This is a genomic window from Cellulosimicrobium cellulans (assembly GCF_001722485.1).
Lineage (GTDB): Bacteria > Actinomycetota > Actinomycetes > Actinomycetales > Cellulomonadaceae > Cellulosimicrobium > Cellulosimicrobium cellulans_A.
In genome coordinates this window covers 21284-46806 of the sequence record NZ_LWGL01000002.1, presented here as the reverse complement: position 1 = coordinate 46806, position 25523 = coordinate 21284, and the positions used below count along the sequence as shown (strand labels likewise).

The following is a 25523-nucleotide window of genomic DNA, read 5'->3' as shown; positions in this document are numbered from 1 at the left end:
CTCGACGTTCGTCATCGTCCATCGGCACCGGGAACGTTCATCGAGTCGCTGCCCAGTCCACAGTCGTCGCTCTGTAGGAGCAGCACCATCGTGGCGCCAGCCTCGGATGCGTCGCGCGCCTGGGTGACAAGGATGTCCACCAAGGCGGGAGCGAAGTCAGGCAGTGCAGCGGCGAAGCGGTCGAACCCGAGGAACACCAGCGCCAGGCCCGCCGCCGACGGCTGCCAGCCGTACTCCCGTGCGACAACGTCTGAAAAGCAGTCGTTCAGCGCATCGAGATTCCGGCCGTAGTAGGCGGGAAAGTCCAACGCCACTGCGATATCGCGATGCACTTCCGCGCCCGTCGACCAGGAACCAGCTTCAAGAACTACGACCTGAAACTCGTGCGCAGCAAGATTTTCCATGGCTCCCTCAAGTTCTGAGCTTCGAGAGAACACCGCAACGGGAGACCTGCGAGCACGACCTGCCGATGGGACCGCGCCAGACGAGGACGTACTCACCAACGTGATGCTACGCAGCTGGCGTCTTGGGAGACACGCCCTAGTCCGGTATCGGTATGGCATCGCCCGCCTACACGTGCGACCCGTCAGTTGCCGGCCGCGAGACTGTCTTGCAGGGTTTCGACGGGGACGCCCAGCTCGATCGCGAGCCAGCAGCGGATCAGCGTTAGACCTTGCTCGGACCGGTGGTAAGCGTCGAGCGGATCCGGCAACACGTTGTCCGCATGCTTGACACCTTTGTATGCGGCGTTGAACGCCCGGCACCAGCCGCCGACCGACTCGGACCCGACGACCGCCGCTGGCGCGAAACCAAGGGAGTCGATCACCAACCGGAGCAGCGGGACAAAGTTCGTGGGTGGTGTCAGACCCTCGCGCTCGGCAATGGCTGCTCCAAGTGCTTCGAGCGCGACCGCGACTTGCAGGAGCCTGGACTCGACTGGCAAGTCGGGGTGGAAGAGTGGAGTCACGCCGATCCATGTAGGGCGTGACCATAACTCGTGCCTCTCCAGCCACGCTGAGACCTTTGTCGCGTCGGTGTCATCCAAGTAAAACAGCGGCTTGTCTCGGTCGGTGAGGTCATCGGTGTTGCGGGATGATCTGCCGAAGGTAGGTTCGTAAGCCTCGCACCAGAAGCGCCTGGCATCAGACGGGGGCAGTCGCTGGTCGTCTTCGCGCATGACGGACCCGATCTTGGCCCGACACGGGCGGCCGTACACCAGACACATGAGGTCCTGAACCATCCGATGGGCGCGGGCGTGCGTGTCCCAGTCGAGCGGCTCGTCGCTACGGGTTCGGATCTCGAGGGCGGTTGAAATGGCATACACGCCGCCCTTCGGCGTTGGGCTGTGTGTGTACGAAGTGGTCAACTCCAACTTGAGCGGCCCGCCCATGGGCAGGGCGTCCAGGTTCTTCGCACGAATAATGAGTTCGGAGACCCTATTGCGCTTCTCGTCAATCACGATCTGTTTGGAGACTGGAGTCCGACGCGTCCAGGTCGCGAGCCCATCGACAGTCGATGCCATTCCGTTGACGCGCGAGTAGTCCACGCCTCGAGCACCCGTGCTGATTGCGCGGAGGTACCTGATCCGCTGCTCCGAGTGCGCCAGCGTCGACGTTGAAGCGCCAAGCGTGACTCCGCGTTGGAGAGTAAGCCAGCCCGCTCCGTCGCGAACGATGAGCGGTTCCGGCACTTTCGGGTTGTCGTTTAGTGCGAACCCATCGGCGAGCCCTAGTGCGCGAGGCCATATCACCTCGACTCCGTCCTCTTCGAGGGTCACAACAATAACTTCGTCTGTACCCGAATCGCCCGATCGCGTGTGAGCGATGTGTCGGCTTCCGGCCTCGAGCTTCGATCTCACGTCGGCATCGTGCCATCCGCTGCCGACAGCCCGTGCGAAGTCTGGGCCGTGGCTTGAGGTCTGCTGTTTCCCAGCGCTTTAGCGTCGAGATCGGTCCATTCTCGGACCACTCCGTGCGATCAACGCCATGGTTGCAGCGAAGGTGAGCCGGGGGTGGTGCGCGCGTCGCCCCCTCCTGCGCCCACCCGGTCGTCGCCCGCCGGCCGCCGCGCTAACGTCTTCTCCGCCGTGCCGCTCTCGGTGCTCGACCGGCTCGGCGACCTGCCCGACGCGGGCGTGCGCCGCGGCCCGGAGTGTGTGGCTCCGGCTCTGCGCACCGCGGGCCGCGTGCTCACGCGAGCCGCGCACCGTGTCGAGCACTTGCCCCTGCTCCGGATCGGTGAGGACTCGAGCGCGCGCAGCGGCGGTCCGCACACCGCTTACGCGGCGCGCGGAGCCACGTGAGCGAAGCGGCCACCAGCGCATTCCTGCCCGCCTCGTCGACCATGACGGGACCGCGGGACGGCGAGTCGATGAACGGCACATGAACGTGCGCGACTTGCGGTCAATGCAAGTGAATGTGCGCGTAGCGTCCCGGCCGTGCTCATCACCGACCTGGCCAAGAGGCAGGGCGACCGCCTCACCGCGACGGACCGCAAGCTCGTCGCGGTGCTGCAGGCGCGCCCGGCCGAGGCGGCGTTCTGGTCCGCGGCGGACCTGACGGAGCCGCTCGGGCTGCACCAGTCCGCGGCGACGCGGATGGCGCAGCGCCTGGGCTTCGACGGCTACCCGCGGCTGCGCGACGCGCTCCGCGGCGACTACCTCGCCGGTGACGGCCCGTCGCAGCGCGTCCGGGGGAGCCTGGACCGCCACCCCGACGACGTCCTGCGCGGCCTGGTCGAGGACGAGACCGCGGCCCTCGCGGAGCTGCCCCGCCACGTGACCCAGGGCGAGCTCGACGACCTCGCCGACCGCATCGCCCGCGCGTCGACCGTGTTCGTCTACGGGCAGGGCAACGCCACCGTGCTGGTCGACCTGCTGGTCCGCCGGCTGCGGCGCTCTGGCGTGCAGGCGGTGCCGCTCGTCGGCTCGCACCGCGACCTCGCCGAGCAGCTCACGTCGATGCGCCCCGACGACGTCCTGCTCGCGAGCGCGTTCCGCCGGGCCCCCCGCGCGCTGACGACCCTGATCGACGTCGCCGCAGAGCGCGGCGCGTACTCGGCCCTGCTCACCGACACCCTGCTCTCGCTGTCGCCGCAGCCCGACGTCGTCATCGCCGCCCCGCGCGGCCGGGACGACGCCTTCCTCTCGCTCACCGTCCCCATGGCGATCGCGAACGCGCTCGTCCTCACCCTCGCCCGCCGCGCACCCGACCGCGCGCTGGGCGCTCTCGACCAGCTCGGACGCCTCCTGGAGCGCTTCGAGCCCTGACCGGCCCGCACCTCTCGGGCGGTCACCGCTGCACCACCGCCAGTCCCGCACCCCGGCAACACCCGACAGAACAGGATCTCGCCATGCGTGCCAGCACCCCGAACCCCGGCCGCCGCACCGCGCGCCGCGCCCGCACCACCGCCCTCGCCGCCGTCCCGCTGCTCCTCGCGCTCGGCGCGTGCGCGGACGGGAGCGAGGCGTCCTCCGCCGACGACGAGCAGGTCGACTGGGCTTCCCTCAGCGACGCCGAGCTCGTCGAGCGTGCCGAGGCCGAGGGCGAGGTCAACGTCTACGCTTTCACGAGCCGCATCGCCACGGTCGAGGAGGCGTTCGAGGCCAAGTACCCGGAGATTGACGTCGTCGCGAGCGACATCTCCTCCACCGAGCTCATCACCCGGCTCGCGACCGAGCACGAGGCGGGGAGCGCCACGGCCGACGTCGCGTACGTGTCCGACGCCCCCGTCGTCGTGACCGAGCTGCTCGCCGACGGCGTGCTCGAGCCCTACGTCCCGGAGCGCGTCGCCGACGCCCTGCCCGAGCAGCACAAGGCCCCGCTCGTCGCGAACCGGCTCTCCACCAAGGTGCTCATGTACAACGAGGAGGCGTACCCCGACGGCTCCCCGGTGCAGAACCTCTGGGAGCTCACCGAGCCGGCGTGGGCCGGCAAGGTCGTGCTCGTCGACCCGAGCGTCCGCGGCGACTACCTGGACCTCGCCACCGAGATGTCGCTGCGCGCGGACGAGATGGCTGCCGCGTACGAGGAGCACTTCGGCAAGGCCATCGAGCTGGACGAGGGCGTCGAGGACGCCGGGCTGCAGTTCCTCGCCGACCTGTACGCGAACGAGGCCGTCCTCGTCGACGACACCGACACCGTGAACGCGGCCGTCGGCGCCACCGGCCAGGAGAACCCGCCCGTCGGCTTCACCTCCTACTCCGACCGCCGCGACAACGAGGACGAGGGCTGGGCCCTGCAGGTCGCGGCCGGCGTCGCGCCGTCGCCCGGCATCGTCTTCCCCGCCTACCTCGGCGTGACGGCCGGTGCGGAGAACCCGGCCGCCGCGCGTCTGCTCATCGACTTCATGATGGGTGACGACTCCGAGACCGGCGGGGTCGCGTACGAGCCGTTCTACGTCGCCGGGGACTACCCGACGCGCACCGACGTCGTCGCGCCCGAGGGCGCCGTCAGCCTCGAGGAGCTGGGCGCCTGGCAGATCGACCCCGAGGCGTCCGCCGAGCGCCGCGACGAGGTCGCCGACTTCCTCCTGACGGTCCAGTGACGCTTTCCCAGCGGGCGCTCACGGTGGCGCGCCGGCCCGTGGTGTGGCTGGCCGCCGCCGTGGTCGCCGTCCTCGGCCTCCTCGTCGCCCTGCCCCTCGCAGGGCTCGTCGGGGCGACCGTCGGCCCGGACGCCGACGGCGCGTGGTCCGACGTCCTCGCGAGCCCCCTGTCGTCCGCGCTCCTGTGGGAGCCGCTCGGCGGCTCGCTCCTCGTCGGCCTCGGCACCGGTGCGCTCGCCACCGTCGTGGGCGGGTTCCTCGCGTGGGTCGTCGTCATGACCGACGCACCGTGGCGCCGCACCCTCGGGGCGCTCGCGGCGATCCCGTTCGCCCTGCCCAGCTTCGCCATCGCGCTGGCGTGGGAGACGGTGTTCCGCAACGACCTGGTCGGCGGCCAGCCCGGCCTCCTCGCCGGGCTCGGGATCGCGGTCCCCGACTGGCTGGCGTGGGGCCCGGTGCCCGTCACGCTCACGCTCGTCGCGCACTACTACTCCCTGAGCTTCGTGGTGGTCGCCGCGGCGCTCGCGAACGTCGGCGGTGACGTCGTGGCGGCGGCCCGCCTCACGGGCGCGTCCCGGTGGCGGGTCGCGACCCGGGTGGTCCTGCCGTCCGTCGGCCCCGCGCTGCTGTCCGGCTTCCTGCTCGCCTTCGCCGAGGGCGTGTCGAACTTCGCGGTGCCCGCGCTGCTCGGGCTGCCCGTGCGGTTCCAGACGCTGAGCACCCGCCTCTACGGGTCGATCTCCACCGGGGACACCGAGCGCGGGTACGTCCTGGCCATCGTGCTCGTCGTGGTCGCCGGCATGGTCCTGCTCGTGGGCAACCGCCTGACGCGCGGACGCTCGTTCTCGACGATCACCGGCAAGGCGACCCGCGCGCAGCGCACGCGGCTCGGCGCCGCCCGCTGGCCGCTCGCGATGCTGGCGTGGGTGCTCGTCGTCGTGACGGCGGTGGTGCCCGGGATCGTGCTCGTCGCGAGCACCCTCCTGCGCCGCACGCACACCCTCGACGGCGGGTTCACGCTCCACTACTGGGTGGGCGACTCCGACCCCGACATCGCGCAGGGCGTGCGCGGCGTGCTGCGCGACCCCGTGGTGGTCGACGCGCTCGGCGGCACCCTCGCCCTCGGCGTGAGCGTCGCGGTGGGCGCCGTCGTCCTCGGCGCTCTCGCGTCGATCGTGCTGCGCGCCCTGCCGAAGGCGCGCGCGCTGCACGGCACGGTGGGCGTGCTCGGGTACGTCCCGTTCCTCGTCCCCGGCGTAGCGCTCGGCGCCGCGTTCATCGCCCAGCTCGGCACCCCGACCGGCCCGCTGCCGTCGCTCTACGGCACGTTCCTCATCCTCGTCCTGGCGGGGATCGCGGCGAGCCTGCCCTTCGCGTTCCAGACGGCGCGCGCGGCCTTCGGCCAGGTTTCCTCGGAGCTCGACGAGGCGGCGGTGCTCACCGGGGCCCGCGGCCCACGGCGGTTCGGGCGAATCACGCTGCCGCTCGTGTCCCGCGGCCTCGCCAACGGTGGGGTGCTCGTGTTCGTCACGATGGTGCGCGACCTCTCCGTCGTCGTGCTGCTCGTCACCCCTGCCACGCCGCTGCTGTCCATGCAGACCTTCCGCTACGCGTCGGAAGGCTTCACCCAGCACGCGAACGCCATCACGCTCGTCATCGCCGCCGTCGCGGTCGTGGCGACCCTGCTCTCCCGACGCCTCGAGCGCGGGACCGAACCGGAGAAGACGACCCGATGACCGCCCTCACCCTCGACCGGCTCAGCAAGCGGTTCAGCTCGACGACCGCCGTGGCCGACGTGTCGATCGCCGTGCCCTCCGGCTCCTTCCTCGTCCTCCTCGGCCCGTCCGGCTGCGGCAAGAGCACGACGCTGCGCATGCTCGCCGGCCTCGAGGACGCCAGCGGCGGCCGCATCGCGGTGGGCGACCGGGTCGTCGTCGACGCCGAGCGCGGGGTCGACGTCCCGGCCGAGCGCCGCGGCCTCGGCATGGTGTTCCAGAGCTACGCGCTGTGGCCGCACATGAGCGTGCGGCAGAACGTCGAGTGGCCGCTCGCCGTCGCGCGCTGGTCCCGGCCGGACCGCCGCGCCCGCGTCGCGGAGGTGCTCGAGGCGCTCGAGATCGCCGACCTCGCCGACCGCAGCCCCGCGAACATCTCCGGCGGCCAGCAGCAGCGCGTCGCCATCGCCCGCACCATCGCCCCGCGCCCCGGCGTCGTGCTGTTCGACGAGCCGCTGTCCAACCTCGACGCCCGCCTGCGGACCGAGACGCGCGCGCTGCTCGGGCGCGTGCACCGCGAGACCGGCGCCACCAGCGTGTACGTCACGCACGACCAGGTGGAGGCCCTGTCGCTCGCGACGCACATCGCCGTCATGCGCGACGGCCGTCTCGAGCAGCTCGGCACGCCCGAGGAGCTCATCGAGCGCCCCGCGACGGCGTTCGTCGCCGAGTTCCTCGGCAGCCCGCCCGCCGTGCTCCTGGCCGGCGAGACCATCGCCGGCACGCTCGTCCGCGACGGGGTGACGCTCGCCCGGGTGCCCGACGGCGTGCTCGCGCGGCACGCGATGTACCGCCCGCAGGACCTCGCCCTTGACCCCGGCGGCGATCTTGCGTTCGAGGTGCTCGAGAGCACGCCCGCGGGCGGCGTCCACCTGGTCACCGGCCTCGTCGGCGGCGCCGGCAGCACCCTGCGCTCCGGCGACCGCATCACGCTCGTCAGCGACCACCGCGCCACCCCCGGCACGACGACGCGGCTCCGGCTGCCCGCCGCCCCCGACGCGCTGTTCGGCCAGGACGGGGGCCGCCTGTGACCACCCTCCTCCTCGTGCGCCACGGCGCCACCGCCTGGACGCACGAGCGGCGCCTGCAGGGCCGCACCGACGTCGACCTGTCCGACGCCGGGCGCCGCGACGTCGCCGCCCTCGTCCCCGCGGTCGTCCCGTGGGCGCCGAGCACCGTGCTCGTCTCGCCGCTGACGCGGGCCCGGTCGACGGCGGCCATCCTCGCCGCGGCGCTCCCGGACGCGGTGGAGCACATGGTCGACGACCGGTGGGTCGAGCACTCGCTGGGCGAGTGGGAGGGGCGGACGCCCGACGAGATCGGGCCCGACTACGCCCGCTGGCGCGCCGGCGACCTGGTCCCGCCGGGCGGCGAGGCGGTCGCCGCGACGCGCGTGCGGGTCGCCGCGGCCGTGCAGGACGCCGCCGCGCGCCCCGGGCCGGTGCTCGTCGTCACGCACGGCGGCATCATCCGCGCGGTGCTCGACACGTGCCTGGGCCTGTCGTCCCGTCGTCTCGTGCCGGCGTCGGCCCCCAGCCTCACCGCGCTGGACGTCGAGCCGGGCGGCGTGCGGCTGCGCGCGTTCAACGTCGACGTCGTGGCGACCGCGACCACGGCACCCGCGCCGTTGTGACCGTGGCTCGGACGCCGGCCGCACGAGCCCTCGACGCGTGACACGCCGGCCGGCACCGCTCGCTCGACGTGCGTTGCGTCCGTCCCGCGACGGTGTGACGGTGGACGTCCGTCGACTCCTCAGCGCACCTGCGGCGCGCGGCTCCACCCACCGTCGACGGACGCACCAGCGAGGAGGCACCATGGCCACGTCCGTCGCGGACCAGAGCGTCGCGGAGCTCGGCGGGCGCGTGAGCGTCCTGACCCGCCAGAAGAAGGACCACGTGACGCTCGACAGGTTGCTCCACGACCTGGACCGGACGAGCGGCGAGGACCAGGACGCGGTGCTCCAGCGGCTCTACCGCCTGGTCTTCCCGCACGCCTTCGCGGAGGAGGCCGTCCTGTGGCCGACGCTGCGCCGCGTGCTGCCCGACGGTCACGAGCTGAGCCTGGAGGTCGAGCAGGAGCACCAGGAGGTCAACGAGCTCGTCACGCGGCTCGAGGGGATGCCGCACGACGCTCCCGAGCGCCCGGCGGTTCTCGACCGGTTGGCGGCCGTGCTGCGGGAGGACGTCCGGGACGAGGAGGACGTGCTGTTCCCGCGTCTGCAGCAGGTCGTGAGCACGCGCGACCTCCGGCGGCTCGGCGTCCTCTGGGAGGTGGTGCGGCGCGTCGCCCCGACCCGCGCTCACCCGGTCGTCGCACGCCGGCCGCCGGGGAACGTCATCTCCGCCGTGCCGCTCTCCGTGCTGGACCGTCTCCGCGACCTGCTCGACGCGGGAGCACGCCGGGGCCCGGAGCGCGTGGCTCCGGCCCTGCGCACCGCGAGCCGCGGGCTCACGCGAGCCGCGCACCGGGTCGAGCACCTGCCCCTTCTCCGCATCGGCGAGGACCCCAGTACGCGGAGCGACGGCCCCCGTACGGTGTGACGTCCCGGGCCACGGTGTCCGACGTCGTCGGGCGGCCTCCGGTGCTGCGCCGGTGAGCAGAGGCCATCCGTGCTCCGGCGACCTCCGAAGTTCGCGCGTCACCCGTCCGACGACGGCCCGCGACGTGAGTTCGTTCGGACCCTGGCCATATCGGTTCGTCAGTCGCTAGTGTGCAGGAGTCCGAACATATAGCCCTGACGGGGCACGAAGAGCAACGAGGCCTTCATGTCGCACCGACCGTCCCCTACTTCCCGCACACCCGAACCTGCACCGGAGCATCACGGCCGTGCCGTCCGCGTGGCCGGCGCGTTCCGAGGGGCGACCGCCGCGACGGCGCTCGTCGCCGCCGGCGCCATCTCCGCGAGCCTGCTCGCGACACCGGCGACCGCCGCGCCGCTCGCGTCGGCGCGACCCGCTGCGTCCGTCGACGGCCCCGCCGACATCAACGGCTACCGCAGCGTCGGCTACGTCATGGCCGAGTCCCGCGTCACGCGCGACTTCCACGTCGCCGACCTCGTCCGCACGGGCGCGATCGAGGACCTCACCCACATCAACTACGCCTTCGGCAACGTCACGACGGACCTCGTGTGCGACATCGCCGACGTCCCCGGCGAGGGAGACCCGCTCAACGACTTCGTCGCGGAGGTCGCCGCCGCGGACTCCGTGGACGGCGTGGCCGACCGCCCCGATCAGGCGCTCGCGGGCAACTTCAACCAGCTCCGCAAGCTCAAGGCCCTCAGCCCGGACACGAAGATCCTCGTCTCCCTCGGGGGCTGGACCTGGTCCGACCACTTCTCCGAGGCGGCCTCGACGCCCGAGGGGCGCAGCGCTCTCGTCGACTCCTGCATCGACCTGTACATCGAGGGCAACCTGCCGGTGGTGGACGGCAAGGGCGGTCCCGGCGCGGCGGCCGGCATCTTCGACGGCATCGACATCGACTGGGAGTGGCCCGTCACCGGCGGCGAGACGACGAACGCCCGCCCCGAGGACAAGGAGAACTTCCTGCTGCTCATGGAGGAGTTCCGCGCCGAGCTCGACGCGCTCGGGGCCGAGACCGGCGAGGACTACCTCCTCACGGCGTTCGCCCCGGCGGGTGGCTGGAACGCCGGGCAGGGCGGCTGGCTCGACCCGCGGCTGTTCGCCGTCGTCGACTTCCTCAACGTCCAGGGCTACGACTTCCACGGCGGCTGGGTGCCGAACCAGACCGGGCACCAGGGGAACCTCCACCCGGACGGCACGCACAACTGGGGCCTCGGGCTCGACGGCGCGCTGGCCATGTACACGGCCGCGGGCGCCGACCCGAGCCAGCTCAACGCCGGCCTCGCCGCGTACGGGCACGGCTGGCACGGCGTCGAGGACGGCTCGCAGGGCTGGCAGCCCGCGGCGGGCTACGTCGGCACGCGGACGTACGCCCAGCTGCGGGCGCAGGACGGCGAGCGGTTCTTCGACCCGGAGATCGGCGCGTCCTGGCTGTACGACGGCGACGAGTGGTGGAGCTACGACGACCCGGCGTCCGTCACGGCCAAGGCGGAGTTCGTCGCGACGCAGGGCTACGGCGGCGCGATGTGGTGGGACCTGTCGGGCGACCACCGCAACGAGCTCGGCGACGCGCTCGGCTCGACGCTGCGGGCGGCGACGCCCGGTCCCGGCGTCGCGGCCGAGTGCGCCGCGCCCTGGTACGGCACCGGCGTCTACACGGGCGGCGAGGTCGTCTCGCACGAGGGCGTCGAGTACCGCGCGGCGTGGTGGACGCGGAACCAGGTGCCGGGTGCGCACGCCTGGGGGCCGTAAGCGGAGGTCGGGCCGTGCGGCACCGCGCCGGCGGTCGAGGTCGCGGAGTGCGCTCCGGCGTGGGCGCGCGAAGTCGTCTACACCGGCGGGCAGACGGTGTCCCGCGCCGGCGTGAACTACCGGGCCCAGTGGTGGACGACGGGCGAGCTGCCCGGGTCCGTCACCTGGGGATCCTGGGACCCCGTCGGTCTCTGCGCCTGAGCGTCAGGCGGGCAGCGCCGCGACCGCCTCGATCTCGACGAGCGCGCCGGGCCGGCCGATCCCGACGCGCAGCACGGTCACCGCGGCGGGGTGCGGGCCCCACACCTCGCCGACGACGGCGAAGCCCTCCATGAGGTCGGCCTCCGGCGCGAGGTACACCGCGAGGCGGGCGACGTGCTCGGGACCGGCACCGGCGGCGTCGAGCACGGCGAGGACGTTGCGCAGCGCCTGCGCGGTCTGCGCGGCGATCCCGCCCTCGACGATCGTGCCGTCGGGGCCGGTGCCGTTCTGCCCGCCGACGTAGAGCGTGCGGCCGGTCTCGACGATCGTGCCCTGCGAGAAGGCCGGGTTGGTGTGCAGGCTGGGCGGGTTCACGTGCGTGACGGTCTGCGTGCTCGACATGCTGCGCCTCCTCGGCGTCGTCGGTGAGCCGCGATCGACGCTACGCCGTGCCCCCGACACATCGGGTGTGTAGGAAGGGAGGATGAAGCAGTCGGCCGGCCTGGTGCTCTACCGCGTGCGCGACGGCGTCGTCGAGGTGCTGCTCGGGCACATGGGCGGCCCGCTCTGGGCGCGCAAGGACGCGGGTGCGTGGACCATCCCCAAGGGGGAGATCGACCCGGGCGAGGAGCCGCACGCCGCCGCGCTGCGCGAGTTCACCGAGGAGCTCGGCGTCGCGCCGCCCGCGAGCTCGGGCCCGGACCTCGACCTCGGCACGGTGCGGCAGCGCGCCGGCAAGCAGGTGTCCGCGTGGGCGCGCGCGGCGGATTTCGACGTCTCGCGCATCACGAGCAGCACGTTCGCGCTGGAGTGGCCGCCGCGGTCGGGGCGGCTCCAGGAGTTCCCCGAGCTGGACCGGGCGCAGTGGTTCCCCGTCGCTCGGGCCCGCGGGCTCGTCGTCTCGGGCCAGGTCGCGCTGCTCGACCGTCTCGAGGAGCTGCTGCGCGACGCCTGACGTCGGCCCTGCCGGGCCGGGGACGGCGAAGGCCCGGGGACCGCGGTCCCCGGGCCCTCGTGCCGCTGCTCAGCCGAGCAGGAACGGGCCGGCGGCGAACCCGGCCACCAGCCCGACCGCGACCACGGCGACGGCGGACAGGTGGGATCGGCGCGCGCGAGCGGTCGCGCGGCGTGCGGTGCCGGCAAGCGTGTCGGTCGTCATGACGGTCCTCTCGATGGTGTTCCAGGAGGAGGGACCGCACGTGACGCGATCCATGACGCGACTCGGGTCGCTCGTGACGCGATCTGCGTCACACGCTCCCGGCGAACCGCGCCGAACCTCGTTCGTCAGCGTGCACGAGGTGCGGGGTGCGCGCGCGCCGAAACGCGTCAGCGCCCCGCTTTCTCCCGCTTCGTCCCGCGGGTCTGGCGCGTGCGCGGCCGGAGCGCGCCCGTGGACCGTCGTCGAGAGTGGTCGTCGACCGGGTCAGGACCGGACGTGCAGGACCAGCGCGTCGCCCTGACCGCCGCCGCCGCACAGCGAGGCGGCGCCGACGCCGCCGCCCCGACGGTTCAGGGCGAGCGCGAGGTGCAGCGCGAGCCGGGCACCCGACGCGCCGACGGGGTGGCCGAGCGCGATCGCGCCGCCGTCGGTGTTCACGACGTCCGGGTCGATCCCGAGATCGGCGATCGACTGCAGCGCGACCGCCGCGAACGCCTCGTTGATCTCCACGAGGTCGAGGTCCGACGCCGCGAGCCCCTCGCGCTTGAGCGCCGCCTCGATCGCGCGCGACGGCTGGGAGTGCAGCGAGCCGTCCGGACCCGCGACCTGCCCGGCCGCGCCGATCTCCGCCAGCCACGGCAGGCCGTTGCGCCTCGCGAAGGCGCGGCTCGCGACGACGACCGCTGCCGCGCCGTCGGACAGCGGCGAGCTCGACCCGGCGGTGATGGTGCCGTCCGGGACGAACGCGGGGCGCAGGCGCTGCAGCGCCTCGAGCGTCGTGTCGGCACGCACGCCCTCGTCGTGCTCGACGACGACCGGCTCGCCCTTGCGCTGCGGCACGCTGACCGGCGCGATCTCGTCGGCGAGCCGGCCGGCGTCGCGCGCGGCGGCCGCGCGCTGGTGCGAGCGCAGCGCGTAGGCGTCCTGCTCGGGACGGCCGATGCCGCGCGTCGCGCAGCCCTTGTCGGTGAGCTCTCCCATGACCTCGCCGCTGAACGGGTCGTCGAGGCCGTCGTGGGTGAGGGAGTCGGCCATCGTCACGTCGCCGAACGCGAAGCCGGAGCGCGAGCCCAGCACGAGGTGCGGCGCGTTCGTCATGGACTCCTGGCCGCCCGCGACGACGACGCCCGCCTCGCCGGTGCGCACGAGCCGTGCGGCGTCGATGACCGCCGTGAGGCCGGACAGGCACAGCTTGTTGATCGTCACCGTCGGGACGTCCCAGCCGAGGCCGGCACGGATCGCGGCCTGCCGGGCCGGGCCCTGCTTCGCGCCCGCCTGGACGACCTGGCCGACGATCACGGCGTCGACCTGCTCGGGCCGCACGCCCGCCGCGGCGAGCGCGCCGCGGATCGCGTGCGCGCCGAGCTCGGCGGCGGACAACGACGCGAGCGCGCCGCGGAACCGCGTGAACGGGGTGCGCGCGCCGTGCAGCAGGACGGGCGTGACCTCGTCCTCCGGCGTGATCTCCCCGGGCGTGACCTCGGCGGCGGGTGCGGTCATGGTGTGCTCCGTCCGGTGCGGTGGGTCAGGCGAACGCCGAGACGCCGGTGACGTCACGACCGACGATGAGGGCCTGCACGGACTCGGTGCCCTCGTACGTGTGCAGCGCCTCGACGTCGGCGAAGTGCCGGGCGACGCGGTTCGCAAGCAGGATGCCGTTGCCGCCGAGCAGGTCGCGGGCGCTCGCGGCGATCTCCCGCGCGCCGCGCGTGCACGTGTACTTGGCGAGCGACGCCTGCGGGCCGGTGAGCGTGCCCGCGTCCGCGTGCTGCGTCATCCGGGCGACGAGGAGCTGCAGCTGCGTGAGCGTCGACAGCATCCGGGTGAGGCGCTCCTGGATCATCTGGTTCGCCGCGAGCGGGCGGCCGAACTGCACGCGCTGCGTCGCGTACGCGACGGCGGTCTCGTAGCAGGCGACCGCGTGCCCGACGGCGGCCCACGCCACCCCGAGGCGCGTCGCGAACAGCACGCGCGCGGTGTCCTTGAACGACCGCGCGCCCGGGAGGGCGTTCCCCGCGGGGACGAACACGTCGTCGAGCACGACGTGCGCCTGCCAGATCGCGCGCAGCGACACCTTGCCGGTGATGGTGGTGCCGGTGTAGCCGGGGGAGTCCTGCGGGACGACGAAACCGTGGACCTGCCCGTCGCCGTCCTCTCCCACGAGGCGCGCCCACACGACCGTGATGTCGCCCGACGACCCGTTGCCGATCCACTTCTTCTCGCCGTTGAGCACGTATCCCTCGACGCCGTCGCGAATCTCGCGGCGGGCGGTCGTCTCGAGCGAGACCGAGTCCGAGCCGTGCGTCGGCTCCGTGAGCGCGAAGGCGCCGATGACCTCGCCGCGCGCCATCGGCTCTGCCCAGCGGGCGCGCTGCTCGTCGGAGCCGAGCATCTGGATCGAGCGCAGCGCAAGCCCGCCCTGCACCCCGCAGATCGTCGCGACGGAGCCGTCGCCGCGCGACATCTCCATGGCGGCGAGGCCTGCGCCCAGGTGGCTGATGCGCTGGCGGCCGTCGACGTCGACGCCGTCGCGCAGGAAGTCGAGCTCCGCCATGCGCTTCACCAGGCCGAGCGGGACCTCCGCGCGCTCCCAGTACTCGTCGATGACGGGCAGCACCTCGTCCTGGACGAACTGCCGCACGCGCAGCTGGTGGGCGCGGTCGGCCTCCGTCGCGTGCGCGAACGCGCCCGCGTAGTCGACGTCGAGCGGCGTCGTGAGGTCGTAGGCGGGCTCGGTGACACCGGGCGTGGTCGGCGTGGTGGGGGGCATCGGTGCTCCAGGCTCGAGGGGTCGTGCGCGTGCAGCGACCGTCCCGGCACGTCTCCCGGGCCGCGGTGCCGGCGTCGGCGACGGTCGTTCCCATCGTGCGCCGATACTGCGTATCAGTCAAGTGAGATCAGGTATCACCGGTGTCGTCGTACAGTGCCCGACGTGGGAGAGCTCGGCGCGGTGGCCTGGGACGAGGACGCGTCGGCCGGGCAGTGGATCGCCGGCCGTCTCGGCGGCTTCGGGCCGCGCGTCGACGGCACCGTCCCGCGCGGGTACGCGGCGTACGCGTGCGTCCCCGGCCCCGAGCACGACGCGACGGGGGTGGTGACCGCGGTGACGCAGGCGGAGGACCTGGCGCGGGTGCTCGCCGCGTTCACGCGCAGCCAGCCCGTGCACCTCGCGCTGTGGACGGGCCACCCGATCCTCTACGACCGCGGCACCGACCCGCGGGCGACGTCGGGCATGGGCGTGGTCGTCGGCGGGGACGGGGACGAGCCGCGCCCGACGGAGGAGGAGCTCGCCGCCGCCCGGGAGGAGGGCTGGCGACGGCTCGCGCCGACGCTCGTCGAACGCCCTGCCGCGCCGATGCTGCTCCTCCCGCACCGCGAGTACCACCTGTGGACGGGCACCGTCGCCGACGTCGCGGCCTTCCGCCGCCACGGCCAGCCGCCCGACCTGTGGTGGCCGCGCGACCGGTCATGGTTCGTCGGGGCGGAGATCGACTCGACCGCCACCTACGTCGGCGGCGGCGACGCGGTCGTGAACGCGGTGTGCGCGGAACCGTCGCTCGGTGCGTACCGGGTCGCGCCGTCGGACCGGATGCTGTTCGACGGGTGAGCGGTCAGGCCGCCGCGGGTACTCCCGCTGCGGCCGCCTCGGCCGTGGCGCGCCGGTTGACGCGCCACCACACGAAGAACCCGACGAGCGTGAACGCGCCGTAGAACACGTACATGAACGCGGACGCGTAGTACCCGGCGGACACGAGCAGCGGCACGCCGACGACGTCGACCGCGACCCAGATCAGCCAGAACTCGACCCAGCCCTTCGCCATGCCGTACGTCGCGAGCAGCGACCCCATGAAGATCCACGCGTCCGCCCAGACGGGCTCGTAGGAGCCGAGCGCGCGGAACAGCGGCGTCAGCAGGGCGGTGCCGCCGACGAGGGCGACCGCGAGGAGGATCCGCTGGCGCGCCGTCGCCCACTGCGGGACGACGCTCACGCCGTGGCTGTCGGCGTCCGCGCCGCCCAGCCGCTGCTGCGTGCGGCGCCACTGCACCCACCCGTACACGGACACGACGACGAACATGACCTGCCGACCGGCCTGGCCGAGCAGGTTCACGGGGTTCGGCGTCGCGAACACCGCGCCGAGGAACACAGTGAGCAGCAGCAGGTTGCCGACGATGCCGACCGGCCACGCCCACACCTTGCGCCGCATGCCGCCCAGCGCCGACGCCAGGCCGAACCCGTTGCCGACGATCTCGCGCCACAGCAGGTGCTGGTCGCCGATCGTGAGCTGCGCGTCGAACAGCGCCATCAGGTCCATCGGATGTCCCTCGTCCTTCCCAGGCACGGGTGCTCCGGGGCGAGGGCGGGCGCCGGGTCGTCGCGGCCCGTGAGGGCCGACGCCGTCGCTCACCACGGCGAGACCGGTCAGCTCCGGTGCGGGCTCGCCGATCGTCTCGGCGGGCGCACGCCGTGGGGACGGCCGCGCCGCACGTGCTTCCTCCCATCCGGACTGTCACCGTCGGTCCTGGAGTTCCACCAGGTCAACCGCGCGTAGGGCGCGGGTCGCGGACTGTTACCGCCGGCTCGGAATTGCACCGACCCCGGAGCACGTTCGTGCGTACTGCGTTCTGCAACCCCCGATGCTACCCGGCCATTCCCGCGACGCAGCGGGCGGTCAGGTCGTCCGCGCGGCCGGTCAGGCGAGCGCGTCGCGGACGGCGCGGGCGACGTCGTCCGCCACGTCCGCGGGATCCGCCCCCGCGTCCACGACCGTGACGACGACGCGGTGCCCGTTCGTCGAGTCCGTGCCGCGGGTCCCGCCGTCGACGGGGGCGTCGTCGACGGTGTAGCGCCCGACGGCGGCCTTGCGCAGGTCGGCGAACGCCTCCTCGAGCTGCGGGCGCAGGTCCTGCTCCGGGTCGCGCAGCCAGCGCCGCAGGAGCGCGTTGTGGACGGCGACGACGGACGCGGCGAACGCGATCGAGGCGGTCGAGCGGCGCTTGTCGGGCGGCAGCGCGTCGCGCAGGTAGGCCGTGAACGCCCGCTCGTAGCGGTGCGTGGTGACGAGCTCGCGGTCGCGCAGGGCGGGCACCTGCTGGAGGAGGTGCCACCGGGCGATCGACGTCTCGCGCTGACCGACGTGGTGGTCGAACACGAGGCGCGCCGCGCGGCACACCTCGAGGTACGGGTCGACCGACGGGTCCGGCACGAGGTTCCCCGCGGCGTCGGGCACGGGCCGCGTCGCGGCGAGCATGACGACGACCTCGTCGAGCAGCAGCTCGTGGTCCGCGAAGACCACGTCCTCCTTCGAGCGGTACCGGCGGAAGAACGTGGCCCGGCTGACCTGCGCGGCGTCGGCGATCTCCTCGACGGTGGTCTGCTCGTACCCCTGGCGCGTGAAGAGCCCGATCGCTGCGTCGACGGCCTGGGCGTGCGTGCGGCTGCGGACGTCGGTCATGCCTGCCGACGGTACACCCGTACCGGTCGCGGACCGGCCGTGCGCGGGTCACGTGCCGCCCGTCGCGCCCGGCGCCCGCGGGTGCCAGGGTGGGGACGTGACCGACACCCCGCGCGTGCTCTCGATCCACGTCGCCAAGGCCCGGCGTCTGCCCACCCGCACCGTCCTCGAGGTCGAGGCGGAGGAGGGGCGCGGGCTCGTCGGCGACCGCTACCACGGGTCCAAGCACCGGCACGTGACCGTCCAGACGCTGGCCGACCTCCGGGCGGCGTCCGAGATCCTCGGCCAGGAGATCGACCCGGGTCTCACGCGGCGCAACATCACGCTCGACCACGGGGACCTGCCCACCCGGCCGAACTCGTTCCTGCGGCTCGGCGACGTCGAGCTCCAGGTGCTGCGCATCGCCGCACCGTGCCGTCTCCTCGACGACTGGATCGCCCCCGGTGCGATGCGCTCGATGCACGACCGCGGCGGCGTCGTGTGCCGCCTGCTCTCGTCGGGCACCATCCGCGTCGGCGACGAGGCGCACTGGGAAGCGCCTCAGAGCACCAGCCGGTAGAAGCGGAAGAACGCGAAGTCGTCCACGGGCAGCGCCTCGACGCCGGCGAACCCTGCCTCGAGCGCGTACCGGCGCAGCGTCGCGGGCCGCATCACGGTCCCCGTCCCGGCCGACGGCTGGGTCGACATCCCGTCGGGCAGGCACACGAAGAGGCTGTAGCCGTACATGATCCGGTCGACGTCGTCGGCCGGGGCGGCGAACTCGTCCGCGACGGCCTCGTCCATGACCACGACGACGCCGTCCGGCCGCACCGCGCGCCGCACCGCGTCGAGGACGGCGACCGGCCTCGGCAGGTCGTGGACGCACTCGAACGCGAACGCCGCGTCGCACGGCTCGGCCAGGTGGAGCTCCGCGGCGTCGGCATGGTGGAAGGTCACGCGGTCGGCCAGACCGGCCGCGGCCGCCGCCGCACGCGCCGCCTCGACGGACGGCCGGTCCACGTCGATGCCGCGCACCACGGCGTCCGGGTACGCCTGCGCGAGCGCGAGCGTCGACCAGCCGAACCCGCACCCGACGTCGACCACGCGCGCACCCGGGCGCGACAGGACGTCGTGCACCTCGGGCAGCCCCGCGAGCGTCGGCGCCAGCCTGTGCTCGAACCACGGCCGGTTGACGTCCGCCTGGGCCTCGCGCGCGTCGTCGCCGAGCTGGTCCCACGACACGCCGCCGCCGGCGCGGTACGCGTCCAGCAGGTGGGGCAGCTGGGGCCCGACGGCGCCGACGAAGCGCGCGAGCGGCGCGGAGTATGCCAGCGACGAACCGTCGGTCAGCACCTCGGCGTGCGCGGCCGGCAGGGCGTAGCGGCGTTCGCGGGCGACGTCGGCCGGGTCGGCGACGAGCGCGGGGCCGGCGGCAGGGTCCTCGGCAGCGAGGATCCCGGACGCGGCCTGCTGCTCGAGCCACTCGCGCGCGTAGCGCTCGTGGGTCCCGGTGCGCTCGGCGAGCGCGGTGGACGTGAGGGGACCGGCGTCGGCCAGGGCGCGGTACCAGCCGAGCCGGTCGCCCACGTGCACGGCGAGCACGTCGATCGCGCCGAGCGTCGCGGTGAACAGGCGCTCGGCGAACGTGTCGACCGCCTCTCGCCCGGGCTCGGCGGCCGGTGCCGGCGCGGCGTCCGTCTCCTCGTCCGTGGTGCCCATGGGTGCTCCCGTCCGGGACGTTGGCCGGGCGCACGCCGCAGGGCGACGGCGCCCGTCCCTCGACGGTAGACCTCGGCGGGCCCCGCGTCGAGGGCTGCGTCCAGGTCCGAACGATGCGTCTCGGGACGCAGCGCCGGAGCGGGGACGCAGCGCTCGGTCAGCCGCCGAGGAACGCGTTCATCGCGAGCCACGAGAACAGCACGGCACCGGCGACGACGGCGACCGCGACGACCCACCCGTTGGCGCGCTCGACGGGCGGGACCGCCGGTCGGGCGGGGGTGGTCGCGGGACGGCGGCGGGCGCGGCCCGCGGTGGAGCGTGCGCCGCGCGCCGCGGCGCGGGGCGACGACGTCGTCTCGCGCGTGGGGAGCTGGCTGGTCACGTGTGCCTCCGGGAGTCTCGACGCCGTGGCCCGGCGTCGTACCCCAGTCTTCGCCACGGACAGGTCTGCGCGCGTCGTCCGTCCGGTGGATCCTGCGGTCCGCCGGTGTGCGACCTGCGGATGACCCCGGCAGGGCCGTGCGTCAGCGCGGCGCGTTCTCCTGGTACCGCGGGCCGCGCCGCCCGCCCCGGGCGACGCGCTGGAGGTACCGCACCTCGCGCAGCGCGACCGCGGCCGCGATCACGAGCGGCACCCACGCCCACGTGCGGCCACGCAGCACGAGCGAGAGGCAGAGCAGCGCGACGGCGATCCCGCCCAGCACCGTGGCGATGCTCGACCAGCGGGTGCCGGTCCGGACGTCGTCGGCCCGTCGCCACCAGCCGCGCAGCCGGGCGACGAGGCGGTCCCACGCGCTGCCGGTCACAGGGCCGCGACCTGCGGCGCGCCGTCGGCGACGACGCGCTCGAACACGGCCTGGTCGGCCTCGAACTGGGTGCCGGGGATCGGCCAGTGCAGCACGATCTCCGTGACGCCCGCCGCCGCGTAGCCGGCCGCGGTCTCGACGAACGCGTCCACCGAGTCCAGCGGACGGTCCGGGGTGAACCCGGTGAGCAGGACGCGACCCATCGTGGCGGGGTCGCGGTCGGCCTCGACGCACGCGGCCTCCAGTCGCTGCACCTGGGCCCGCACGGCGTCGCGCGCGTCGGACGGCGTCGCGCCGTCGTCGAGGGCGCCGTCGCCCGTCGTGACCCACGACTGCCCGTAGCGCGCGGTGAGCCGCAGCCCGCGCGGCCCCGTCGCCGCGATCGCGAACGGGACGCGCGGCGACTGGACGGGTCCGGGGATCGTCCGTGCCTCGTGGGCGCGGTAGTGCCCCTCGTCGTGGGTCACCGCCGGCTCGGTGAGCAGGCGGTCGAGGAGCGCGGTGAAGTCGCGCAGGCGGTCGGCGCGCTCGCGCGGGGACCATGGCTGGCCGCCGAGGACCGTCGCGTCGAAGCCGGTCGTGCCGGCGCCGAGGCCGACCGTGACGCGGCCGTCGGAGAGGTCGTCGAGCGTCATGACGTCCTTCGCGAACGTCACGGGCTCGCGGAAGTTCGGCGACGTCACGAGCGTGCCGAGGCGCAGCCGCTCCGTGACGCCCGCGGCGGCGGCCAGCGTCGGCACCGCGCCGAACCACGGGCCGTCGCGGAACGAGCGCCACGACAGGTGGTCGTACGTGTAGCCGGCGTGCAGGCCGAGGTCGTCGGCGGCACGCCACACCTCGCGCCCCTCGCGCCACGGGTAGATCGGCAGGATCACGGTGCTCACGCGCATGGCGCGACTCTACGGACACCGGGGCCGGCACGTCAGCGGTGGCGCGGGCGGGACGGGGCGCGCCCGGCGTCGGGCAGACTGGCGCCATGACCCAGATCGACCTGCGCATCTTCACCGAGCCCCAGCAGGGCGCCTCCTACGACGACATCCTGGCCGTCGCGAAGGCCACCGAGGACCTCGGCTTCGACGCCTTCTTCCGCTCCGACCACTACCTCGTGATGGGCGACGGCGACGGCATGCCCGGCCCGACCGACGCCTGGACGACGCTCGCCGGCCTCGCCCGCGAGACGAGCCGCATCCGCCTGGGCACGCTCGTGTCGTCGGCGACGTTCCGCCACCCCGGCGTGCTCGCGATCCAGGCCGCGCAGGTCGACCAGATGTCGGGCGGGCGCGTCGAGCTCGGCCTCGGCGCCGGCTGGTACGCGCGCGAGCACGAGGCGTACGGCATCCCGTTCCCCGCGAAGCGGTTCGGCATCCTCGAGGAGCAGCTCGCCGTCATCACGGGGCTCTGGGAGACGCCGGTCGGCGAGACGTTCAGCTTCTCGGGCGAGCACTACACGCTCACGGACTCGCCGGCGCTGCCCAAGCCCGCGCAGGACCGCGTGCCCGTCATCGTCGGCGGCCACGGCCCCCGCCGGACGCCCGCGCTCGCCGCGCGCTACGCGAGCGAGTTCAACGTCGCGTTCCCCGACCCGGGCGTGCTGCCCGAGCGCATCGAGAACGTGCGCGCGGCGTGCCTCGACGCCGACCGCGACCCCGACTCGCTCGTCTACTCCGCGGCGTTCGTCATCGCGATCGGCAAGGACGAGGCCGAGTTCCGCCGTCGCGCCGAGGCGATCGGCCGCGAGCCCGACGAGGTGCGCCGCAACGGCATCGCCGGCACCGTCGCGGAGGCGGCCGACAAGCTCGCCGCCGCGGCCGAGCAGGGCGTCACGCGCTTCTACCTCCAGGTGCTCGACCTGCACGACCTCGACCACCTGCAGCTCGTCGCCGACGAGGTGCGTCCCCAGCTCGGCTGACTCGTCGCGCCCGCGCGCGGCCCCTCGCGCGCGGGCGCGAAACAGCGCCGTGACGTCCGGGCACTACCCTGCTCCGGGGGTTTCCCCAGGAACGTCACGGACGGGAGAGTCATGAGCGCCATCGGCTGGCGGGTGCACGGGGACGGCAAGCGGGTCGCACCGGGGGACGTCGTCGACCCCGGTGAGCGGCTGAGCTGGCCGCGCACCATCGGCATCGGCATGCAGCACGTCGTGGCGATGTTCGGCGCGACGTTCCTCGTGCCGCTCCTGACGGGTTTCTCCCCGGCCACCACGCTGTTCTTCTCCGCGGTCGGCACCGCCGCGTTCCTGCTCATCACGCGCAACCGGCTCCCCAGCTACCTCGGATCGAGCTTCGCGTTCATCGCGCCCATCGCCGCCGCGACCGCGTCCCAGGGACAGGCCGTCGCCGTCGGCGGCATCCTCGTCACGGGCCTCGTGCTCGCGGCGGTCGGCCTCGTCGTGCACCTCGCGGGGGCGCGGTGGATCGACGTCGCGATGCCGCCCATCGTCACCGGCACGATCGTCGCTCTCATCGGGCTCAACCTCGCGCCCACGGCCTGGGGGACGTGCAGCTCCTCGGTGGTCGACGGCGAGATCGTCCAGTCGTGCACGAGCGGCTTCCGCGCCGCGCCGGTCACCGCCCTCATCACGCTCGTCGCGATCATCCTCGTCACGGTCCTGTTCAAGGGGATCCTCGGGCGGCTGTCGATCCTCGTCGGCGTGGTGATCGGCTACGTCGCCGCGGTGGTCCAGGGCGAGGTCGACTTCTCGGCCGTGCGCGACGCCGCGTGGTTCGGCCTGCCGGAGTTCGTCGCCCCGTCGTTCGACGTCGCCGTGCTCGGCCTGTTCGTGCCGGTCGTGCTCGTGCTCGTCGCGGAGAACGTCGGCCACGTGAAGTCGGTGGCCGCGATGACGGGCCAGAACCTCGACGCCCTCACGGGCCGCGCCCTGCTCGCCGACGGCGTCGCCACGACCCTCGCGGGCGTCGGCGGCGGGTCCGGCACGACGACGTACGCCGAGAACATCGGCGTCATGGCCGCGACGCGCGTGTACTCGACCGCGGCGTACTGGGTCGCGGCGGCGACCGCGCTCGTGCTGTCGCTGTCGCCGAAGTTCGGCGCGCTCGTCGCGACCATCCCCGCGGGCGTGCTCGGCGGGGCGACGACCCTGCTCTACGGCATGATCGGCATCCTCGGTGCCCGCATCTGGGTGCAGAACCGCGTGGACTTCTCCGACCCGGTGAACCTCACCACCGCGGCGGTGCCGCTGGTCATCGGCATCGCGAACTTCACCTGGGTGGCCGGTGAGCTCACGTTCGAGGGCATCGCGCTCGGCACGGCGGCGGCGCTCGTGATCTACCACCTCATGCGCACGATCGCCCGGTGGCGCGGCACGAGCCAGGAGCCGGCGAGCCCGGCGTCGGCCCCCGGCGGCGACGAGCACGCCGTCACGGACGCCGACCGTCACTGACGCCGCCGCGGGCCGGCCGCCGCACCGCGGATGCCGGCCCGCGCGTCAGAGGCGCAGGCCCAGCGTGAGGCCGCCGTCGTCGCCGTCGAGCTCGGTGAACCCGAGGTGGCGGTAGAAGCCGACGGCCCGGGGGTTGTCCCGCGCGACGCCCAGGTGCACGCCGGGCGACCCGGCGGAGCGGAGCGCGTCGAACAGCGTCTGGAGCAGGCGCCGGCCGTCGCCGCCGCCCTGCGCCGCGGGCAGCAGGTCGACGTGCAGGTGCGACGGGTAGGCGGCGACCACGCCGGCCCGCGCCACGGGCGGTGCGTGGATGTGCCGGACGAGCGCCTCGTCGCGCGAGCCCTCGGAGAACGAGCCGAGCGGGTAGCGCTCGCGCAGCGCCGGCCACCACGCCCGCTCGCACGCGGCCTCGAAGGCGACCGTGTCGCGGGCGCCCAGCACGTACCCGGCCGCGACGCCTCCGTCGTCGACGACGAACGCGAGCTCCGGCTCGAGCGCGAGGTAGGCCCCGAGGTACACCTCGCCGAGGAGGCGCGGGTCGGCGTAGAGGCCTGTCGCGTCGTCACCGGAGGCGCCGGTGCGCAGGCAGACGGCGTAGAGGCGCTCGACCTCGGCGGGGTCGTCGGTTCGGGCAGGTCGGATCGACGTCATCAGCACCGTCCACAGGTGGGGGACCGGGCGGGCGGAGGGGCTCAGCCCTCCGCCGGTGCCTCCTGGCCCGGCGCGACGGGCAGGGGCTGCGGGGTGATCTGCTCGACGGGGACGCAGCCCTCGCGGCTCTCGAGCGGGACGTCGGCGGCGATGCCGACGAGCTCGTTGTCCACGACGTCCTCGAAGTCCTGGCCGACGTAGAGCGTGACCGTCGCGTCCTCACGCGCGTCGAGCACCAGGCCGGGATCGGGGTAGTGCGCGGCGAGCGTGTACGCCGCCGCGAGCCCCGCCGCGCCGAAGTGGATCTGCGTGCGGGCCTTGACGTCCGGCTCCGTGTCCCCGTCGACGTCCGGGGCGTTGCCGATCGAGTCGACCACGAAACCCCGCTGGACCAGCACGTCCTTGTTGAGTCCGGCGAGCGGCTCGCTCTCGCCGGACGCGTTGAGGACGACGACGTGGACGTCGCCGGACGGTACGGGGAGCGTGCCGTCGGGCAGGCACGGGACGGGGACGTCGGCCAGCTCGTCGGTCTCCTCGGGAGTGGAGAACGGGCGGTCGAACGGGGCCTCGATCGCGCCCGTGTACACCGCCAGCGCGCCGAGACCCGTGACGGCGAGCGCCGCGATGAGCAGCCCGAACACGACGGCCTGGCGCTCGTGCATGCGCCTCCGGCGCACGGCGCGCGCGGGGTCGGGCTGGGTGGTCACGCCTGAAACCTACCGGAGAGTGGACGTCATCGGACGGTGAGCACGCGGGCGTGGAGGATCGCGCGCTGCTGCAGCGCCGCCCGGACCGCGCGGTGCAGCCCGTCCTCGAGGTAGAGCACGCCGTCGTACTCGACGACGTGGGCGAACAGGTCCCCGTAGAAGGTCGAGTCCTCGGCGAGCAGCGCGTCCAGGTGGAGCGTGCGCTTGGTGGTGACCAGCTCGTCGAGGCGCACCTGGCGCGGGGGCACCTCGGCCCAGTCCCTGGCGGTCACCTTCCCGTGATCCGGGTACGGGCGCCCGTCACCGACGGCCTTGAAGATCATGCGGGACATCCTAGGTGCCCCGCCGCGTGGCGCGCCGCACACGCCGGGGTGAAGGTCATGTAGAGGTCACAATCTCATCACGTACTCCACGGTATCGGCTGTGCAAGTGGCCCCGGCGGGCCGGAAGGTCAGGATGCCGTCAGGGACGCGGCGGGAGGCGTCAGGGATCCGTCAGGACGGCGTCCCGGGGCAGGGCGGCGGACGTAGGACAGGACGGTGCGCGGATCCGCGCACCGGTCGACGCCCCGCTCCGGGGGCCGGCCGCCCGTCGTCGAGAAGGCACCTCCATGGCCGACGTGGCCTACCTCCTCCTCACGGTGGCGTTCTTCGCCGCCGTCGCGCTCGTCGCGCGTCGTCACGGCTCGTCGGGGGGTGCCCGGTGATGCTGCTGGACTGGATCGCCCTGGGCGCCGTCGTCGGCGTGCTGGGCTACCTCTTCGTCGCGCTGCTCCGCAGCGACCGGGCTAGGTGAGC

28 protein-coding genes, 1 pseudogene and 1 riboswitch are annotated in these 25523 nt (G+C 73.7%); of the genes and pseudogenes, 14 read left to right on the top strand and 15 right to left on the bottom strand.

The window, feature by feature from the left end; translation table 11 throughout:
- Nucleotides 1-11 precede the first annotated feature (11 nt).
- Together JZ5iCDA_RS18670 and JZ5iCDA_RS18665 are read right to left on the bottom strand one after the other, a co-directional pair.
- Nucleotides 12-404 carry a barstar family protein gene (locus JZ5iCDA_RS18670; RefSeq protein ID WP_171905259.1) on the bottom strand — a complete coding sequence of 131 codons (393 nt, stop codon included), beginning with the start codon at nt 402-404 and terminating at the stop codon, nt 12-14.
- A 182-nt stretch (nt 405-586) separates the two neighbouring features.
- Complete coding sequence (locus JZ5iCDA_RS18665) at nt 587-1858, bottom strand: hypothetical protein (RefSeq protein WP_171905258.1); 1272 nt, start codon at nt 1856-1858, stop codon at nt 587-589.
- Between the two features lie 579 nt (nt 1859-2437).
- Between JZ5iCDA_RS18665 and JZ5iCDA_RS00635 the strand changes: the two genes are divergently transcribed.
- The 8 genes and pseudogenes from JZ5iCDA_RS00635 to JZ5iCDA_RS19965 all read left to right on the top strand — a co-directional run.
- Nucleotides 2438-3268 (top strand): MurR/RpiR family transcriptional regulator, encoded by an 831-nt coding sequence (locus JZ5iCDA_RS00635; RefSeq protein ID WP_069385338.1) that lies wholly within the window; start codon nt 2438-2440, stop codon nt 3266-3268.
- Nucleotides 3269-3351: 83 nt separating this feature from the next.
- The gene (locus tag JZ5iCDA_RS00630; RefSeq protein WP_069385337.1) at nt 3352-4545 is read left to right on the top strand and encodes an ABC transporter substrate-binding protein; all 1194 of its coding nucleotides are present in this window, start codon (nt 3352-3354) and stop codon (nt 4543-4545) included.
- On the top strand, nt 4542-6281 hold the full coding sequence (locus tag JZ5iCDA_RS00625) for an ABC transporter permease (protein ID WP_069385336.1): 1740 nt from the start codon (nt 4542-4544) through the stop codon (nt 6279-6281). The genes JZ5iCDA_RS00630 and JZ5iCDA_RS00625 overlap by 4 nt, the downstream gene beginning before the upstream one ends.
- Nucleotides 6278-7351, top strand: coding sequence for an ABC transporter ATP-binding protein (locus tag JZ5iCDA_RS00620; protein ID WP_069385335.1), 1074 nt, complete (start codon nt 6278-6280; stop codon nt 7349-7351). Before JZ5iCDA_RS00625 ends, JZ5iCDA_RS00620 begins: the two co-directional genes overlap by 4 nt.
- Complete coding sequence (locus JZ5iCDA_RS00615; protein ID WP_069385334.1) at nt 7348-7953, top strand: histidine phosphatase family protein; 606 nt, start codon at nt 7348-7350, stop codon at nt 7951-7953. The genes JZ5iCDA_RS00620 and JZ5iCDA_RS00615 overlap by 4 nt, the downstream gene beginning before the upstream one ends.
- 181 nt (nt 7954-8134) lie before the next feature.
- Nucleotides 8135-8860: a hemerythrin domain-containing protein gene (locus tag JZ5iCDA_RS00610; protein ID WP_069385333.1), complete on the top strand. Its 726-nt coding sequence runs from the start codon at nt 8135-8137 to the stop codon at nt 8858-8860.
- A gap of 297 nt (nt 8861-9157) precedes the next feature.
- Nucleotides 9158-10651 carry a glycosyl hydrolase family 18 protein gene (locus tag JZ5iCDA_RS18660; RefSeq protein ID WP_069385332.1) on the top strand — a complete coding sequence of 498 codons (1494 nt, stop codon included), beginning with the start codon at nt 9158-9160 and terminating at the stop codon, nt 10649-10651.
- 69 nt (nt 10652-10720) lie between these two features.
- Nucleotides 10721-10852: pseudogene (locus tag JZ5iCDA_RS19965) on the top strand (carbohydrate-binding protein); the annotation flags it as partial.
- Between the two features lie 3 nt (nt 10853-10855).
- Here the strand turns inward: JZ5iCDA_RS19965 and JZ5iCDA_RS00600 are convergent.
- The gene (locus JZ5iCDA_RS00600; RefSeq protein ID WP_069385331.1) at nt 10856-11254 is read right to left on the bottom strand and encodes a RidA family protein; all 399 of its coding nucleotides are present in this window, start codon (nt 11252-11254) and stop codon (nt 10856-10858) included.
- Nucleotides 11255-11336: 82 nt separating this feature from the next.
- On the opposite strand from JZ5iCDA_RS00600, the gene JZ5iCDA_RS00595 reads away from it, so the two are divergent.
- Nucleotides 11337-11807, top strand: a complete 471-nt coding sequence (locus JZ5iCDA_RS00595; protein ID WP_069385330.1) for an NUDIX domain-containing protein — start codon at nt 11337-11339, stop codon at nt 11805-11807.
- Between the two features lie 69 nt (nt 11808-11876).
- Here JZ5iCDA_RS00595 and JZ5iCDA_RS19885 read toward each other — a convergent pair whose 3' ends face one another.
- From JZ5iCDA_RS19885 to JZ5iCDA_RS00585, 3 genes are all read right to left on the bottom strand, one after another.
- Nucleotides 11877-12011, bottom strand: coding sequence for a hypothetical protein (locus JZ5iCDA_RS19885; RefSeq protein ID WP_290438791.1), 135 nt, complete (start codon nt 12009-12011; stop codon nt 11877-11879).
- A 264-nt stretch (nt 12012-12275) separates the two neighbouring features.
- A complete protein-coding gene (locus JZ5iCDA_RS00590; RefSeq protein ID WP_083259497.1) occupies nt 12276-13511 on the bottom strand; it encodes an acetyl-CoA C-acyltransferase in 1236 nt (411 codons plus the stop codon).
- A 25-nt stretch (nt 13512-13536) separates the two neighbouring features.
- The gene (locus JZ5iCDA_RS00585) at nt 13537-14781 is read right to left on the bottom strand and encodes an acyl-CoA dehydrogenase family protein (RefSeq protein ID WP_069385329.1); all 1245 of its coding nucleotides are present in this window, start codon (nt 14779-14781) and stop codon (nt 13537-13539) included.
- 162 nt (nt 14782-14943) lie between these two features.
- Here JZ5iCDA_RS00585 and JZ5iCDA_RS00580 point away from each other — a divergent pair, with 162 nt between their 5' ends.
- Nucleotides 14944-15618, top strand: a complete 675-nt coding sequence (locus tag JZ5iCDA_RS00580; RefSeq protein ID WP_139122889.1) for a hypothetical protein — start codon at nt 14944-14946, stop codon at nt 15616-15618.
- A 4-nt stretch (nt 15619-15622) separates the two neighbouring features.
- On the opposite strand, the gene pnuC is transcribed toward JZ5iCDA_RS00580, so the two are convergent.
- Both pnuC and JZ5iCDA_RS00570 read right to left on the bottom strand, forming a co-directional pair.
- The gene (gene pnuC / locus JZ5iCDA_RS00575) at nt 15623-16324 is read right to left on the bottom strand and encodes a nicotinamide riboside transporter PnuC (protein WP_069385327.1); all 702 of its coding nucleotides are present in this window, start codon (nt 16322-16324) and stop codon (nt 15623-15625) included.
- Between the two features lie 169 nt (nt 16325-16493).
- Nucleotides 16494-16620, bottom strand: a riboswitch (FMN riboswitch).
- 82 nt (nt 16621-16702) lie between these two features.
- Nucleotides 16703-17464 carry a TetR/AcrR family transcriptional regulator gene (locus JZ5iCDA_RS00570; RefSeq protein WP_069385326.1) on the bottom strand — a complete coding sequence of 254 codons (762 nt, stop codon included), beginning with the start codon at nt 17462-17464 and terminating at the stop codon, nt 16703-16705.
- 97 nt (nt 17465-17561) lie between these two features.
- On the opposite strand from JZ5iCDA_RS00570, the gene JZ5iCDA_RS00565 reads away from it, so the two are divergent.
- Nucleotides 17562-18023, top strand: coding sequence for an MOSC domain-containing protein (locus JZ5iCDA_RS00565; RefSeq protein WP_253181892.1), 462 nt, complete (start codon nt 17562-17564; stop codon nt 18021-18023).
- Here JZ5iCDA_RS00565 and JZ5iCDA_RS00560 read toward each other — a convergent pair.
- From JZ5iCDA_RS00560 to JZ5iCDA_RS00545, 4 genes are all read right to left on the bottom strand, one after another.
- Nucleotides 18005-19162, bottom strand: coding sequence for a class I SAM-dependent methyltransferase (locus JZ5iCDA_RS00560; RefSeq protein WP_069385325.1), 1158 nt, complete (start codon nt 19160-19162; stop codon nt 18005-18007). The two genes, JZ5iCDA_RS00565 and JZ5iCDA_RS00560, sit on opposite strands and share 19 nt — an antisense overlap.
- A gap of 157 nt (nt 19163-19319) precedes the next feature.
- Nucleotides 19320-19544, bottom strand: coding sequence for a hypothetical protein (locus JZ5iCDA_RS00555; protein ID WP_069385324.1), 225 nt, complete (start codon nt 19542-19544; stop codon nt 19320-19322).
- 142 nt (nt 19545-19686) lie between these two features.
- The gene (locus tag JZ5iCDA_RS00550; RefSeq protein ID WP_253181891.1) at nt 19687-19968 is read right to left on the bottom strand and encodes a hypothetical protein; all 282 of its coding nucleotides are present in this window, start codon (nt 19966-19968) and stop codon (nt 19687-19689) included.
- The gene (locus tag JZ5iCDA_RS00545; RefSeq protein WP_069385323.1) at nt 19965-20858 is read right to left on the bottom strand and encodes an LLM class flavin-dependent oxidoreductase; all 894 of its coding nucleotides are present in this window, start codon (nt 20856-20858) and stop codon (nt 19965-19967) included. The genes JZ5iCDA_RS00550 and JZ5iCDA_RS00545 overlap by 4 nt, the downstream gene beginning before the upstream one ends.
- Before the next feature lie 95 nt (nt 20859-20953).
- On the opposite strand from JZ5iCDA_RS00545, the gene JZ5iCDA_RS00540 reads away from it, so the two are divergent.
- Nucleotides 20954-21877: an LLM class F420-dependent oxidoreductase gene (locus JZ5iCDA_RS00540; RefSeq protein WP_069385373.1), complete on the top strand. Its 924-nt coding sequence runs from the start codon at nt 20954-20956 to the stop codon at nt 21875-21877.
- Between the two features lie 111 nt (nt 21878-21988).
- Nucleotides 21989-23368: a uracil-xanthine permease family protein gene (locus JZ5iCDA_RS00535; RefSeq protein ID WP_069385322.1), complete on the top strand. Its 1380-nt coding sequence runs from the start codon at nt 21989-21991 to the stop codon at nt 23366-23368.
- 45 nt (nt 23369-23413) lie between these two features.
- On the opposite strand, the gene JZ5iCDA_RS00530 is transcribed toward JZ5iCDA_RS00535, so the two are convergent.
- The 3 genes from JZ5iCDA_RS00530 to JZ5iCDA_RS00520 are packed head-to-tail and all read right to left on the bottom strand — an operon-like array spanning nt 23414 to nt 25049.
- Nucleotides 23414-24019, bottom strand: a complete 606-nt coding sequence (locus tag JZ5iCDA_RS00530; protein WP_069385321.1) for a GNAT family N-acetyltransferase — start codon at nt 24017-24019, stop codon at nt 23414-23416.
- Nucleotides 24020-24060: 41 nt separating this feature from the next.
- Nucleotides 24061-24726, bottom strand: coding sequence for a LytR C-terminal domain-containing protein (locus tag JZ5iCDA_RS00525; protein WP_253181890.1), 666 nt, complete (start codon nt 24724-24726; stop codon nt 24061-24063).
- A 26-nt stretch (nt 24727-24752) separates the two neighbouring features.
- Entirely contained in the window at nt 24753-25049 is a 297-nt protein-coding gene (locus JZ5iCDA_RS00520; protein ID WP_069385320.1) for a type II toxin-antitoxin system VapB family antitoxin, read from the bottom strand.
- A 382-nt stretch (nt 25050-25431) separates the two neighbouring features.
- On the opposite strand from JZ5iCDA_RS00520, the gene JZ5iCDA_RS18165 reads away from it, so the two are divergent.
- Nucleotides 25432-25521 (top strand): potassium-transporting ATPase subunit F, encoded by a 90-nt coding sequence (locus tag JZ5iCDA_RS18165; protein ID WP_139122888.1) that lies wholly within the window; start codon nt 25432-25434, stop codon nt 25519-25521.
- Nucleotides 25522-25523: the final 2 nt, after the last annotated feature.